A 13014-nucleotide genomic window follows, 5' to 3' on the forward strand; every position below is an offset into this window, starting at 1 on the left:
CTGTCCTTGTCGCAGTTGAAACGCGACTGCTGGTCGCGGTGCAGGACGAAGTGGCCCAGCTCGTGCGCAATGGTGAATCGCTGGCGCTGCGGGCTGACCGTGCCGTTGTAGGCGATACCCCAGACTTCAGGGTCATCAGGGTCCCGCGCCAGCAGGCCCTCGAAGGCATCGTCGTTGAACTGCACCGGCGGACGAATCTCCCGAACCCCTTTGCCGTAGGGCGTGGTCGGCAGCATCTGCCGCACGACATCGAGATCGACGGTCTCGGGCACGTCTGCGCCATACCAAGCCCGCAACCAGTGGTGGACTTTGTTGGCGGCGATCGCGCCGTTGAGGGCCGGGGGCGTGTTCACCTTTTGCTTTCCGGCAGATCCTTGTCCGGGAAGATGATCTTCAGCGCTTGGCGCACCCGGTCCTTCTCAGCTTCGGTCATGCCGGCGTACGCCCGGAAGAAAGCCACATCTTCAGGGCTGGCCTCGGGAACCTGGGGGATGGGCTCACCCATGATGTCTTCCATCGTCACGCCCAACACCCTGGCCAGCGCCTGCACGCGCTCGGCCGAGGGGCGTTGACCCTCCTTCATCTCCAGTTCCCAGATGTAGGCCTTGGTGCAGCCGACCGCGTCGGCGACTTGCTGCAAGGTCAATTTCTTCGCCTCGCGGAATCGCCGCAGGCGAGATCCAAACGCGGAAGCCATGGCGATGCCCCGTCTCGAATCACGGGAAGTGTTGGAATGCGATCCGACAGTATAGCCCTGTGATACCAAACGCCGCTAGATGTGCCATGCAGTTTGACAAGCGGATCAGGCCGGGACACAATCGCGCTGTATCACGCTGCTTTACTTTGGCGTGACACAAGTTCAGTCAGCCGTCGCCGGCCCGCGTGCCCGAAGCCTCGGTCAGCAGACCTCCGACGTCACCTCAAGGAAAGGACCGAGACGCGATGAAGAAGACCTATGTCGACGTGCTGCAGGCGCTGCCGCCGGATGAGACGCTGCACCAGTTTCTCGCCAGCCATGGGCTGGCGGTGCCGCCAGCGCTCGATGCACAGCCGCACGAGCCGCCGAACCGGGCCGTGATTGAAGCCATCATGACGTGGGGCGACACCTCGGCGCGCGACCGGCTGACGGCCGAGCTGGTGGCCAGCGTCGCGCTGGGTGATGCCGCGGGCGGCCAGGCGATGTTCGAGGCGGCGCTGTCCGATCCCGCCGTGGTGACGGGCCTGGCGTTGTGCCAGAGCGACCTGCATCGCTCGTTCTGGCTGTACGTGCGGCACCGGGCGCTGTTCGAACGCGCCAGCGATCTCGATTTCTGGGCGCACCACAGCGCCCAGGCGCAGCAATACGACTTGGGAGTGCGGCGCCCTGCGATCCCGACGGACGCCGCACTGGCCGGTCTGCGTCGAGCGATCTCGGCCTACTACCAGCGCGAGCGCCAGTGCGGCGAGGGCTGTGTGGCCTATCTCGTGCCCAGGAGCCCCGGCATCCACCTGCTGACGGTGCACGTCAAAGACCTGGCCGAGCTGCGCCTGGAGTTCGAGGGCGTGGTGTTGAAGCAGCGCGTGGGCAACCCGAACATCCACATGGTGTTGGAGTACGCCGAAGCCACGGGCGTGGTGCGCACCCTGGCGCGCGGCGGTCACAAGGTGCAGCAGATGCTGGTGGAGGCCTTCGCCGAGCATGTGCTCGGGGTGAAGGCCACGCCCGAGCGTATCAAGGCCCCGGCGCTGGACTTGTCGGCGCTGCGCACGGGCTTCGATGTGCCGGAGGTGTTCGAGGACGGCTTCTCGCTGGTGCAGCTGAAGTCGCTCACGCTGCTGAGTCCGGAGGGAGATCTGAAAATCGAGTGCACGGCCATGCAGGCCAGTCAGCACCGCTCGGTGCATGAACTGCTGCGCGATCAACTGCCGGGCCCGCTGGAAGGCCGCTGGGCGGTGCTGGCGGCTCAGATCAACCTGTACTACCCTCCCGAGCCAGGGCGCACCCGGGCGCGCGTGGTGCCCATCGAGGTCACGAGCCGCGGGCGGCTCAACCTGCACCAGTTCGATGCCAAGCTGCAAGCGCAGCTGGAGCGCTACCTGGTACGCATCGGCATCCTGCGCCCCGGCCAGACCTTGAGCGCACAGGAGGCACCCTTCGCCGCGGGCACGGTCAGGGCGACGACTCCCGAGGACGCGTGAGATGTCGGCACACGAGGGCTGGCAGTTCGTCTGCCGGCTGTTCGCCGCGGGCATGCCGGTGCTGCGCGCCACCCTGTCGCCGCGCGAGGTGGCGCTGCTGCCGCACCTGGGCCGCGCGATCCAGGCGGCCGTGACTGATCAATCTTGCGTGCTGTGCCCGCATTGTGCGCTGCATCGGGCGCCGGTGTTCGGCGACGGGCGCGGCGGACGCTTGTGCCGCTGCCCGGACTGCGGGCCGGTGCCGGTCTCGCCGCAGGACGGCGCAGCGCTGCGGTTGAACGAGGACTGGCTGCGCCAGAAGCTGCGCCTGGCCCTTGCGATCGACAGCCGCGACGGCATCGACGACCTTGGTGACGGCGTGTGGCGGCTGGGCGAATCCCGGCGCGCGCCGGTGCTGCTCGCACGCGACATCGTGAGGCTGTGGCAAGAACCAGCGCTGCTGGATCGGGTGCGCGTGACCGGTGGCGACGTTCGGGTGATTACACCCAAACCGCGCGAAACGCGCGGTGCGCCCTTCGGGCCGGGCGTGCAGTGGTGGGCGTTGGAAGATCGCTTCACCCTCTACGGTGGCGGCATCGCGCTCATCGGCCTGCCGGGTGAGCCGCCAGACCCGCAGGCCAGCGATCCAACGACGCCAGTGAAGGGGCCTTTCTCGGCGGATTTCCGCTGGGTCACGCTGCCCGACTGGCCGCACGGCCCGATCCGGCTGACCGAGGCTCAGGCAGCAGTGTTCGAGGCCCTGTGGTCGTTCAAGGGGGAGCCCCGCACCGCCGAACAGGTCATGCGGCGTGCCGGGCTCGACAGCGCCAAGCCCATCGACGTGTTCAAGGTCAAGACGCGCGACAAGGGCAAGCCGGAAGCCGAAGGGCCACTCGTTGCATACCGGGCCCTCGTCCAGGTCGTGCAGGGGCGCCCGGGGCTGTACTCGATGCCCTGTGCTGCAGCATTGAGCCCCGTGCAGGCTTGATGCCTTGCTCATCCAAGCACGATGGACAACCGCTGGCCGTGACGCACGCGCAAGTCATTGACGTACGAGGCCGCCTGCGTGCGCTTCCGCCAAGAAGTTGGCGCCGGTTTTGAGAGAAGAGAGAGCAAAAGAGAGTCGAACTGGGCGACTTTCGGGCGGTGCGGCTTCACTGCGTGGCACACGCAGATCGGCCCGCAGCCCCGCGTGGTGTGGCGGAACCCGGAGACGAAAACGCCCAACCGATAGAGGTTGGGCGTTGAAAAGTGGTGGACCGAAGGAGGATCGAACTCCCGACCTCTGCATTGCGAACGCAGCGCTCTCCCAGCTGAGCTATCGGCCCGATGAGCCCAAGATTTTAGCAGATCATTTCATGCCGTTGCGACGGGCGAGTTCGACGAACAGGGCGGAGTGGTCATATTCGGACAGACCATGGTCCACGCCGTCGGCGTACAGCCTTGCGAAGAGTTCGGTGATGGGCGCTTGAAAGTCCAGCGCGCTGGCGGTGTCCAGGGCATTGCGCAGGTCTTTGAGCTGCACGCTCATGGCCGCACGCTTGGCGAAGTCTCGTTCGATCATGCGCTGGCCGTGCACCTCGAGGATACGGCTCTCGGCGAAGCCGCCACGGATGGCCTCGCGCACTTTGGCCATGTCGGCGCCGCCACGGGCGGCCAGCAGCAGGGCCTCGCTGACCGCGCCGATGGTGATGCCCACGATCATTTGATTGGCCAGCTTGGCCAGTTGCCCGGCGCCATGGGGGCCGACGTGGGTGGCGCGTCCCAGTGGGGTAAAGACGGGTTGAGCCCGTTGGAAGTCGGCTTCATGACCGCCGACCATGATGGCCAGGGTGCCTGCCTGTGCGCCGACCGTGCCGCCGGAGACGGGCGCATCGAGGTAGGCGCAGCCGCGCTCGGTGATCCGGCGGGCGTGGTCGCGCGCCTGGGCCGGCTTGATGGAGCTCATGTCGATGACCAAGGTGCCGGGCTTGAGCACCTGGGCCACGCCCTGACCGAAGAGCACCGCCTCGACCGCGTCGCCGTTTTCGAGCATGGTGATGACGATGTCGGCCTCGCGCACGGCCTGCGCCGCGGTGTGGGCCACCCGGGCGCCGTGGGCGGCCAGGCGCATGGCTTTTTCCAGGGTACGGTTCCAGGCCGTGACGGCCAAGCCCGCCTCACGCAGGCGCTGAGCCATGGGCAGGCCCATGAGGCCGATGCCCAGCACGGTGATGTTCATGGCGGCAGGTCCTCTGGTGCAAGGAAGCCAATCAGTATAGAAAGTGGGCCAGTTCTCCACCAGGTCCCTGTCACAGGAGCAAGTGCATGCGTTTTCCGCCGGATCCACAGTGGCTCGAGGGGCAGTACAACAACCGGGCGCGGATTCCGGAGCATGCGCAGATCTTCGCCCGGTGGGCGCAGGATTCCGCGTCGGCGCGCGAGCGCTACGCGCCGGTGTTGGACCTGGCCTACGGCGCCTCGGCGGCCGAGACCCTGGATGTTTTCATGCCTCGGCGCCACGGCGCGCCGGTGCTGGTGTTCATCCATGGCGGCTGGTGGCGGGCCTTGGACAAGGCCGATCATTCCTTCGTCGCCCCGGCGTTCGTGGAGGCCGGAGCATGCGTGGTGGTGCCGAACTATGGGTTGTGCCCGGCGGTGACGATCGAGACCATCACGTGGCAGATGGTGCGTGCGCTGGTGTGGACTTGGCGCCACATTGCAGCCTACGGAGGCGACCCGCATCGCATCGTGGTGGCCGGTCACTCGGCTGGCGGCCATCTGACGGCGATGATGCTGTCGTGCCGTTGGCCGCAGGTGGCCGTCGACCTGCCGGCCGACTTGGTGAAGGCCGGTCTGTCGATCTCGGGGGTGTTCGACCTGGAGCCGATTCGCCTGACGCCGTTTCTGCAGGCCGACTTGCGCCTGCGGCCGCAGGACGTGGCACGCCTGAGCCCGGCGTACTTTCCGCCGCCGGGGAGCCCATTGTGGGCCACCGTGGGGGCTTTGGAGAGCGAGGAGTTCCTGCGCCAGAATCGCCTGATCCGCCAGCGTTGGGGCCGGCGTGCGGTGCCGGTGTGCGAGACCATCGCCGCAGCCCATCACTTGAACATACTGGACTCGCTGGCCCGGCCGGGCCAGCGCCTTCATGCGCTGGCACTGGAGATGCTGGGTCGGGTGTGAGCCGCCAGGGCGCCGCCAAGCAACTCGTGCAGCGCATCGGGGTGTTCGATCTGCCAGCCGGGCTCGGCCAGCAGGGTGGCCCACGCGGGGCCAGCGGGGGCCTGCAAGGTCAAGGGTGTCCCGCTGACGGGGTGGTGCAGCCTCAAGCGGGCCGCGTGCAGCCACAGCCGACTCACGCCCAGGCGGGCGGCCCACCAGCGGTTGTGGTCGCCTTTGCCGTAGGTGGCATCGCCGATGAGCGGATGGCTGATGTGCTTGAAGTGGCGGCGGATCTGATGCTGGCGACCCGTCTGCGGCTCCACGGCCATCAGGGCATAGCGGGCCGTCGGATGCGGGGGGAGGGGGCTGGCGCATTCCAGCCGCGCCAGGCGCTGGTAGCGGGTGAGGGCCGGTTGCGCATCGGTGGATCGACCGCGGTCTATGCGGGGCGCAGCCTCATCGAGGCGTCGCAGCGGGTGATCGACCTCGCCGCAGGTCGCAGGCCAGCCTCGCACCAGCGCGAGATAAGTTTTGCGCACCTGCTGCGCTTCGAATTGCCGGGCCAGGGCGCGGGCGGTGTCGGGATCCAGGGCCATGAGCAGCACCCCTGAGGTGCCGCGATCGAGCCGGTGCACGGGGTAGACCATTCGCTTCAGGTGATGGCGCAGCCACTGCAAGGCGAATTGCGATGCCTCGGCGGCCAGCGCCGAGCGGTGCACCAGCAGTCCGGGCGGCTTGTTCATGGCCACCAGGTACTCGTCGTGATACAGCAGGGTGGGGGTGTCGCACGGGGTGGACATGCGGGCGATTGTGCCGCGGCATCGGCGGCACCAGCGGCTGCAGGGCGTGCCGCACCGGCGCCGTGCGCCGGGGTCTCGGCTCAGGTCGCCGTCCACGCAGTACCAGCGCCCTTGCTCGCACACGGATCGGCGCGGCTCGTGCAGGCTGGTAATCTTGCTGCGTTCATCGTTCACAAGTCTTTCTCGCTCGCCCGATGCTGTTCCTGTTGTCGCCTGCCAAGACGCTCGACTATGAGACTCCCGCGCATGTGACTGCGCACACCCGCCCTATCTTCGTGGACGAAGCCGCCGAGCTGATCGAGGTCTTGCGCCGCAAGACGCCGGCCGAGATCGCCGAGTTGATGTCGCTCAGCGATGCGCTGGCCACGCTCAATGTGGGCCGCTATGCGGCCTGGTCCAAGCGCTTCACGCAGGCCAATGCCAAGCAGGCCGTGCTGGCTTTCGACGGGGACGTGTACGAGGGCTTGCAGGCCCGCAGCTTGAGTGCGCAGGCGCTGGATTGGGCGCAGCAGCACTTGATCATTCTCAGTGGTCTGTATGGCGTGCTGCGTCCGCTGGACCTCATGCAGCCGTACCGCCTGGAAATGGGCACTCGCTTGGCCACCTCGCGCGGCAAGGATTTGTATGCCTTTTGGGGCCCGCGCATTGCCGAATACCTCAATGAACGGCTGAAGGCCGATGCCTCGCCGGTGGTGGTCAACTTGGCCTCCGAGGAGTATTTCAAGGCGGTGGATCTCAACGTGCTCAAGGCCCGCGTGGTGCATTGCGTGTTCCAAGACTGGAAGGGCGGCGCCTGGAAGATCATCAGTTTCCATGCCAAGCGTGCCCGTGGTCTGATGGCGCGCTACGCCATCGAAACCCGCGCGCGCCTGCCCGAGCAGTTGCAAGGCTTCGACCTCGAAGGCTATGCCTATGACGCAGCGGCCTCCGATCGTGATCGCTTGGTCTTCCGGCGGCGCGTGGCCTCGTAGCACAATCGGGCCCAGGGACCACGCGCAAGCGAGTACGCACCCGGGCCGCAGATTCGGGCACGGGTGTCAGGGGACACCATGAGTCAAACCATCACAGCCGAACTTCGCCAGTGGATCACGCAGCAGGTGGCCGCCGGCCATGGGCCCGAGGCGGTGCTTCAGTCGATGATGGCCAGTGGCTGGCAGGAGGACGTGGCCTTGCAGGCGCTGGAGCAAACGCTGGAAACTTTCCTGCGCGAGCGGGGTATCGATCCGCAAGCCGTCTACGAGCGCGGCACCGCGGCGCTGCATGACAAGCCGGTGCCTGGGCCATCGCTGCAAGGCGATCCCACCGAGATCGACCTTGGCGACGCCCAGGTTCAGGTGGTCATGCGCATGGAGTCGCCGAGGGTGGTCGTGTTTGCCAACTTGCTCAGCGCGCAAGAGTGTGACGAGCTCATTGCCCTGGCGGCGCCCCGCTTGGAGCGTTCGCTGACGGTGAAAACCGACACCGGCACCAGTGAAGTCAACCCGGCGCGCACCAGCGATGGCATGTTCTTTCAGCGCGGCGAGTTCCCCTTGTGCGATCGCATCGAGCAGCGCATCGCACGGCTGCTGAATTGGCCGGTCGAAAATGGTGAAGGGCTGCAGGTGTTGCGCTATCGGCCCGGAGCCGAGTACAAGCCCCACTATGACTATTTCGACCCAGCCCAACCCGGCACGCCCACCATCCTCAAGCGTGGCGGCCAGCGCGTGGGCACGCTGGTGATGTACCTCAACACCCCTTTGGGCGGCGGCGCCACGACGTTTCCCGACGTGAAGCTTTCGGTGAACCCGGTCAAGGGGAGCGCGGTGTTCTTCAGCTACGCGCTGCCGCATCCGTCCACCCAAACCCTGCATGGCGGCGCGCCGGTGCTGGCTGGCGAAAAATGGGTGGCCACCAAGTGGTTGCGTGAGAGGCGTTTCGAGTGAGCGCCAGTGACGACGACCTGCCCCTGGCCGGCGTCCGGGTGATCGATCTGACCCGCTTGCTGCCCGGGCCGTTCGCCACCTTGCACCTGCGCCGCCTGGGGGCCGACGTCCTCAAGATCGAGGCCCCTGGGACGGGCGACGAGGCCCGTTGGATGTTGCGCTCGGTCCAGGACGTGGCCCAGGGGCGGCCCAGCCTCTTCTTCCGTTGGCTCCATGAAGGCAAGCGCCTGCATCGCATCGACCTGACCCAGCCGGCGGGCCGCTTCGAGCTGCTGGACCTGGTGCGCCAGGCCGATGTGCTGGTGGAAGGATTTCGTCCGGGCGTGATGGACAAGCTCGGCGTGGGCTGGTCGGTGCTGCGGGACGTCAACCCGCGCTTGGTGATGGCCTCTATCAGCGGGTATGGCCAAACAGGCCCGTTTGCGCGCAAGGCGGGGCACGACCTCAACTACATCGGCTATGCCGGGGTGCTGGATCAGATCGCCACGCGCGAGGGCCAGTTGGCCATTCCGAATTTTCAGATCGGCGATCTCCTGGGCGGCACGCAGGCGGCGGTGTCGGGCATCCTGGCCGCGCTGCTGGCGGCTCAACGCACTGGCCGAGGCCGTCATGTGGACGTCTCGATGACCCATGCCGTGTTCGAACACAACCTGTTGGCGCGCTTGGCGGTGAGTGCCACGGGCCGCACGCCCTTGCCCGGGCGCGACCTGCTCACCGGCGGCGTGCCGTGCTACAACGTCTATCGCACCAGCGACGACCGCTGGATGGCCGTGGGGGCTTTGGAGCTGAAGTTCTGGCGCAAGACCTGCGAGGTGCTGGGGCATCCGGAGTGGGGGGATCGCCACTGGTCGCTGGGCCAAGAGATCGGCGGTGAGGACGCGATGGCCCTGCGCGAAGCCGTGGCGGCCGTGTTTGCCACGCGCAGCCAAGCGCAGTGGACGGCCGCCTTCGAGGCCGCCGACTGTTGCGTGAGCCCGGTGCTGCGCATGGACGAGGCCATGCGTCATCCCTTGTTCATGCAGTCTCAGTAATCGCGGCGCTTGCCGACGGGTTTGCCCGCCCGTGGCTTGATCCCGAAGGGCTTGCCACCGGAGGCGGGCCGGCCGGCCCAGGCCTTTTTCTGGCCCCAGGGCTGCTCGTCACCCGAACCACGGGCTGGCCCCCGCGGCTTGCGGTCGCCCAAGGAGGCGGTGTAGGCCACGCTGCCGCGGCCTGGGCTGTGGCTGCGCGGTTTACTCGGGTGACTTGGGCGGCCATCGTCGCGCCCGGGGCAGGCCGCGGAGGCGCCAGGCTCGCGCTGCGGCGCCTCCCACGGGGCATCCTCACGGCGGCGGTGAGCTCGTGGCTTGAAGCCGGCCTTGCCCATGCCGGGCCTCCAGCCTTCGGGCTTTTTGCGCTCCACGGGCGGCGCGGCTTGAGGTTCCAGTCCGGCGATGGTGGCTGCCTCGATGCGCTGAGTGGTGAAGCGCTCGATGCGGCGGATCATGCCGGCGTCGCGGCGCTCGGCCAGGGTGATGGCCAGGCCGTTGCGGCCGGCACGGCCCGTGCGGCCGATGCGATGCACGTAGTCTTCGGCCTTCATCGGCAAGCCGTAGTTGATCACGTGGGTGATGGTGGGCACGTCGATGCCGCGCGCGGCCACGTCGGTGGCCACCAGCACACGCAGCCGACGCTGACGCAAGCCTTGCAGCACGCGATTGCGGCGGCCCTGCGGCATGCCCCCGTGCAGCGCGGCCACGGCATGGCCCATCTCGCCCAGGCGGTCGGCCAGCAGATCGGCATCGCGCTGCGTGCTGGTGAACACCACGGCCTGGTCCAGTTCGCGCGTGGCCAGAATGTGGTCGAGCAGGGCGTTTTTGTGGCTGAGGCTGTCGGCCCAGTGCAGGCGTTGCTCGATGTGCGCGTGCGTGTCGGTGTGCGAGGCCACATCGATGCGCCGCGGCTCGCGTGTGAGCTGCTGCGCCAGGCCGCCCACATGGCCGGCGAAGGTGGCGCTGAACATCAGGGTCTGGCGCTGGACGGGCAAGGTGTGGGCGATGGCGCGAATGTCGTCGATGAAGCCCATGTCCAGCATGCGGTCGGCTTCGTCCAGCACCAGCATTTGCACATGGTCGAGCACGGCCGCGCCGCTGCCCAGGTGGTCGAGCAAGCGGCCCGGGGTGGCGATCAGCACGTCCAGCTGGCCGCGCAAGGCCTTGAGTTGAGCGGCATAGGGCACGCCGCCCACGACGGTGGCCACACGCAGACCCTGCACATGGCGGCCGTAGCTCGTGCAGGCCTTGGCGACTTGCAGGGCCAGCTCGCGGGTGGGGGCCAGCACGACCACGCGCGGGCCGCGAGCCTTGCCCTGGTCACGCCGTGTCGTGTGGTGGCCGCGCGCGGCCAGGATGCCTTCCAGCGCGGGCAGCACGAAAGCGGCGGTCTTGCCGCTGCCCGTCGAGGACGACACCAGCAAGTCGTGGCCTTCGAGCGCGGCCGGAATGGCGCGGCTTTGCACGTCGGTGGGCTGGGCATAGCCAGCGTCGTCGAGCGCTCGTTGCAGGGCGGGGCTCAGGCCCAGGGAGGAGAAAGTCATGACGGTTCTTTTCAAGGCACAGCCTGCCGCCATGGCGCCAAGCCACGGCCAGACAGGCAAGACGCTGGCACCGACGCCAAGCGTCAAGAAGACATGTCGCAGGTCAGGGGCGGCACCTGCATGGCATACGCAGGTCACGGGCCTCGAGTCGGTGGATTGCGACGGCATCGCCGCCAACCGGGACTCAAGACACCGGGCATGCCGCCCGGGGCGCTGCGCAGGCGCCCTGCCTGAAAAGGTCAGAGGGGATGAACGACGCGCTGCATTGCTGCAACGCACAAGACCCATTATGCCCGAAGTGGCGCCCCCGCGCTCGCGGGCCCTGCAAGCTGTCGTATCCTGCAGTTTGAACGACGCAAGGCACGGTCATGGATTTCCACGTTTGGCTCCTCTACACCCTGGCAGCGCTGGGGCTGTCATTGTCACCGGGCCCCAACGGGCTGCTGGCCCTCACCCATGGGGCGCTGTACGGCCGGCGCCGCACGCTGTACACCGTCGCCGGTGGGTCGCTCGGTTTCGTGGTGATCATTGCGCTGTCGCTGTTTGGCATCGGCGCGCTGCTGCAAACCTCGGTCGTGTGGCTGACCGTGCTCAAGTGGGTGGGGGGCGCTTATTTGGTGTGGTTGGGTGTGCAAGTCTGGCGTGCGCCGCCGATCGGCCTGTCAACGCCGGTGCGTGCCGAGCAGCGCAGCAATGCCTCGCTGTTTCGGCAAGGAGCCCTGTCGGCCCTGACCAATCCCAAGGGCATTCTGTTTTTTGCGGCTTTCCTGCCGCAATTCATCGACCCGCAGCGCAGCTTGTTGATGCAGTTCGTGGTGATGGCGGGCACTTTTGCGGCCATCGAGTTCGTCACCGAGGTGTTCATCGCCAGCGTGGCCCAGCGCGTCAGCCGTTGGCTGGCGCGTGTGGGGCGGGCCTTCAATCAGGCCTGCGGCGGCCTGTTCATGGCCATCGGCGCAGCTTTGCCCTTGCGGTCCTGAGCACCACGGCCCCACGGGCGCGACGCGGTCAGCTTCCACCCCAGGCGACGCAAGCCTGGTGGTCGGGCACGCTCACACGCCAACCAAGATCGTCCTGGATGCGGGTGCGCAAGGCATCGGCGGCCTCGGGCTCGCCGTGCACGACATACGTGTGCGCCGGCGGTGTGCGCAACTGGCGCAGCCAGTGCATCAGTCCTTGCGCATCGGCATGCCCTGAAAAGCCTTCGATGTGGCGCACCTCGGCCTTGATGGGCACGTATGCACCGTGGATCTTGACTTCGGTGGCGCCAGCGATCATCTTCGCGCCGCGGCTGCCACCGACCTGGAAGCCAGGGAAGACGATGAGGTGCTGCGGGTGCGGCGCCATCACTTTGAGATGGTGCAACACGCGCCCGCCGGTGGCCATGCCGCTGGCCGACAGCACGATGCGCGGATAGTGCAACTGCGTGAGGGCTTCGGAATCCTGGGGGCTGGTCACCAGCGTCACGCCTTCGCACATGTGTGCGATGTCCTCCGGCGGCACGCGCAGCAAGGCTTTGTGGCGTTCGTACAGCTGCGTGGCTTCGGCGGCCATGGGGCTGTCGAGGAAGACGGGCACTTGCGCCGGGATTCGTCCGGCGCGCTTGAGGCGGTGCAAGGCCAGCAGCAGCGCCTGCGCGCGCCCCACGGCGAAGGTGGGCATCAAGACCGATCCGCCGCGCCGCAAGGCGCCGCGGATCGCTTCGCCCAAGACTTCGAGGACATCCCCTGCAGGATGCAGCCGGTTGCCGTAAGTGGATTCGATCAGCAGCACGTCGGCTTCGTGCACGGGCTGCGGCGGGGGCATCAGCAGGTCATCGTCGCGTCCCAAGTCGCCAGAGTAGACCAGGCTGCGGCCCCGACACCGCAGCGTGACGGCTGCAGCCCCCAACAAGTGGCCGGCGGGGGTGAATTGCACCGTCACCCCCGGATGCAGCTCGACCTCTTGCCCGAAGGGCAGGGGATGAAGCCGGCTGACGGCGCGGCGCGCGTCGTCCACGGTGTACAGGGGCTGGGCCGGGCGGTGTTTCGAGTCGCCGTGGAGATTGGCGCGACGTGCGTCTTCTTCTTGCAAATGGGCGCTGTCCAGCAGCAGCACCTCGGCCAGATCGCAGGTGGCCGGCGTGGCGAACACGCGGCCACGAAAACCCTGCTTGACCAGGGCCGGCAAATAGCCGCTGTGGTCCAAATGCGCATGGCTGAGCACCACCGTGTCGATGTGGCTTGCTGGCACCGGCAGCGGCGACCAGTTGCGCTCACGCAGGTTCTTGTAGCCCTGGAACAGGCCGCAATCCAGCAAGATGCGGTGTGAGCCGGTATCGACGAGGTGCTTGGAGCCGGTGACCGTGTCGGCGGCGCCGAGGAAGTGGATGTGCATGCAGACCCCCTTGGTGAGGGCATGCTAGCGGCTCTCGGCACAC

At 67.4% G+C, this 13014-nt stretch carries 13 protein-coding genes and 1 tRNA gene; 7 read left to right on the top strand and 7 right to left on the bottom strand.

What is annotated here, in order from left to right:
• Both F615_RS0102030 and F615_RS0102035 read right to left on the bottom strand, forming a co-directional pair.
• A partial coding sequence (locus tag F615_RS0102030) for an ImmA/IrrE family metallo-endopeptidase (protein ID WP_019559505.1) occupies nucleotides 1–353 on the bottom strand: 353 nt, incomplete at its 3' end.
• Complete coding sequence (locus tag F615_RS0102035; RefSeq protein WP_033370878.1) at nucleotides 350–697, bottom strand: helix-turn-helix domain-containing protein; 348 nt, start codon at nucleotides 695–697, stop codon at nucleotides 350–352. The genes F615_RS0102035 and F615_RS0102030, both read right to left, overlap by 4 nt.
• Before the next feature lie 245 nt (nucleotides 698–942).
• Here F615_RS0102035 and F615_RS0102040 point away from each other — a divergent pair, with 245 nt between their 5' ends.
• Together F615_RS0102040 and F615_RS0102045 are read left to right on the top strand one after the other, a co-directional pair.
• Nucleotides 943–2178, top strand: coding sequence for a hypothetical protein (locus F615_RS0102040; RefSeq protein WP_019559507.1), 1236 nt, complete (start codon nucleotides 943–945; stop codon nucleotides 2176–2178).
• A 1-nt stretch (nucleotide 2179) separates the two neighbouring features.
• Nucleotides 2180–3145, top strand: a complete 966-nt coding sequence (locus F615_RS0102045) for a hypothetical protein (RefSeq protein WP_019559508.1) — start codon at nucleotides 2180–2182, stop codon at nucleotides 3143–3145.
• 264 nt (nucleotides 3146–3409) lie between these two features.
• Here the strand turns inward: F615_RS0102045 and F615_RS0102050 are convergent.
• Nucleotides 3410–3485, bottom strand: a tRNA-Ala gene (locus tag F615_RS0102050).
• Nucleotides 3486–3508: 23 nt separating this feature from the next.
• A complete protein-coding gene (locus F615_RS0102055) occupies nucleotides 3509–4378 on the bottom strand; it encodes an NAD(P)-dependent oxidoreductase (RefSeq protein ID WP_019559509.1) in 870 nt (289 codons plus the stop codon).
• Nucleotides 4379–4464: 86 nt separating this feature from the next.
• Between F615_RS0102055 and F615_RS0102060 the strand changes: the two genes are divergently transcribed.
• Nucleotides 4465–5319: an alpha/beta hydrolase gene (locus F615_RS0102060; RefSeq protein ID WP_019559510.1), complete on the top strand. Its 855-nt coding sequence runs from the start codon at nucleotides 4465–4467 to the stop codon at nucleotides 5317–5319.
• Here the strand turns inward: F615_RS0102060 and F615_RS0102065 are convergent.
• A complete protein-coding gene (locus tag F615_RS0102065; protein WP_019559511.1) occupies nucleotides 5283–6098 on the bottom strand; it encodes a pseudouridine synthase in 816 nt (271 codons plus the stop codon). The genes F615_RS0102060 and F615_RS0102065 overlap by 37 nt on opposite strands.
• A 194-nt stretch (nucleotides 6099–6292) precedes the next feature.
• Between F615_RS0102065 and yaaA the strand changes: the two genes are divergently transcribed.
• The 3 genes from yaaA (at nucleotide 6293) to F615_RS0102080 (ending at nucleotide 9051) form a co-directional block, all read left to right on the top strand.
• On the top strand, nucleotides 6293–7069 hold the full coding sequence (gene yaaA / locus F615_RS0102070) for a peroxide stress protein YaaA (RefSeq protein WP_019559512.1): 777 nt from the start codon (nucleotides 6293–6295) through the stop codon (nucleotides 7067–7069).
• A 78-nt stretch (nucleotides 7070–7147) separates the two neighbouring features.
• A complete protein-coding gene (locus tag F615_RS0102075; RefSeq protein ID WP_019559513.1) occupies nucleotides 7148–8020 on the top strand; it encodes a 2OG-Fe(II) oxygenase in 873 nt (290 codons plus the stop codon).
• Nucleotides 8017–9051 (top strand): CaiB/BaiF CoA transferase family protein, encoded by a 1035-nt coding sequence (locus F615_RS0102080; RefSeq protein ID WP_019559514.1) that lies wholly within the window; start codon nucleotides 8017–8019, stop codon nucleotides 9049–9051. Before F615_RS0102075 ends, F615_RS0102080 begins: the two co-directional genes overlap by 4 nt.
• On the opposite strand, the gene F615_RS17575 is transcribed toward F615_RS0102080, so the two are convergent.
• Nucleotides 9045–10595 (bottom strand): DEAD/DEAH box helicase, encoded by a 1551-nt coding sequence (locus F615_RS17575; protein ID WP_019559515.1) that lies wholly within the window; start codon nucleotides 10593–10595, stop codon nucleotides 9045–9047. The two genes, F615_RS0102080 and F615_RS17575, sit on opposite strands and share 7 nt — an antisense overlap.
• A gap of 368 nt (nucleotides 10596–10963) precedes the next feature.
• On the opposite strand from F615_RS17575, the gene F615_RS0102090 reads away from it, so the two are divergent.
• Nucleotides 10964–11575, top strand: coding sequence for a LysE family translocator (locus F615_RS0102090; RefSeq protein WP_019559516.1), 612 nt, complete (start codon nucleotides 10964–10966; stop codon nucleotides 11573–11575).
• 28 nt (nucleotides 11576–11603) lie between these two features.
• Here F615_RS0102090 and F615_RS0102095 read toward each other — a convergent pair whose 3' ends face one another.
• Complete coding sequence (locus tag F615_RS0102095; RefSeq protein WP_019559517.1) at nucleotides 11604–12971, bottom strand: MBL fold metallo-hydrolase RNA specificity domain-containing protein; 1368 nt, start codon at nucleotides 12969–12971, stop codon at nucleotides 11604–11606.
• Nucleotides 12972–13014 lie beyond the last annotated feature (43 nt).

This window comes from Caldimonas manganoxidans ATCC BAA-369 (assembly GCF_000381125.1).
Taxonomy (GTDB): Bacteria; Pseudomonadota; Gammaproteobacteria; order Burkholderiales; family Burkholderiaceae_C; genus Caldimonas; species Caldimonas manganoxidans.

What these genes read in the sequence shown, in the direction of transcription:
- F615_RS0102035 (WP_033370878.1), bottom strand. Translation starts at nt 697, where the DNA reads ATGGCTTCCGCGTTTGGATCTCGCCTGCGGCGATTCCGCGAGGCGAAG.
- F615_RS0102040 (WP_019559507.1), top strand. Translation starts at nt 943, where the DNA reads ATGAAGAAGACCTATGTCGACGTGCTGCAGGCGCTGCCGCCGGATGAG.
- F615_RS0102045 (WP_019559508.1), top strand. Translation starts at nt 2,180, where the DNA reads ATGTCGGCACACGAGGGCTGGCAGTTCGTCTGCCGGCTGTTCGCCGCG.
- F615_RS0102055 (WP_019559509.1), bottom strand. Translation starts at nt 4,378, where the DNA reads ATGAACATCACCGTGCTGGGCATCGGCCTCATGGGCCTGCCCATGGCT.
- F615_RS0102060 (WP_019559510.1), top strand. Translation starts at nt 4,465, where the DNA reads ATGCGTTTTCCGCCGGATCCACAGTGGCTCGAGGGGCAGTACAACAAC.
- F615_RS0102065 (WP_019559511.1), bottom strand. Translation starts at nt 6,098, where the DNA reads ATGTCCACCCCGTGCGACACCCCCACCCTGCTGTATCACGACGAGTAC.
- yaaA (WP_019559512.1), top strand. Translation starts at nt 6,293, where the DNA reads ATGCTGTTCCTGTTGTCGCCTGCCAAGACGCTCGACTATGAGACTCCC.
- F615_RS0102075 (WP_019559513.1), top strand. Translation starts at nt 7,148, where the DNA reads ATGAGTCAAACCATCACAGCCGAACTTCGCCAGTGGATCACGCAGCAG.
- F615_RS17575 (WP_019559515.1), bottom strand. Translation starts at nt 10,595, where the DNA reads ATGACTTTCTCCTCCCTGGGCCTGAGCCCCGCCCTGCAACGAGCGCTC.
- F615_RS0102090 (WP_019559516.1), top strand. Translation starts at nt 10,964, where the DNA reads ATGGATTTCCACGTTTGGCTCCTCTACACCCTGGCAGCGCTGGGGCTG.
- F615_RS0102095 (WP_019559517.1), bottom strand. Translation starts at nt 12,971, where the DNA reads ATGCACATCCACTTCCTCGGCGCCGCCGACACGGTCACCGGCTCCAAG.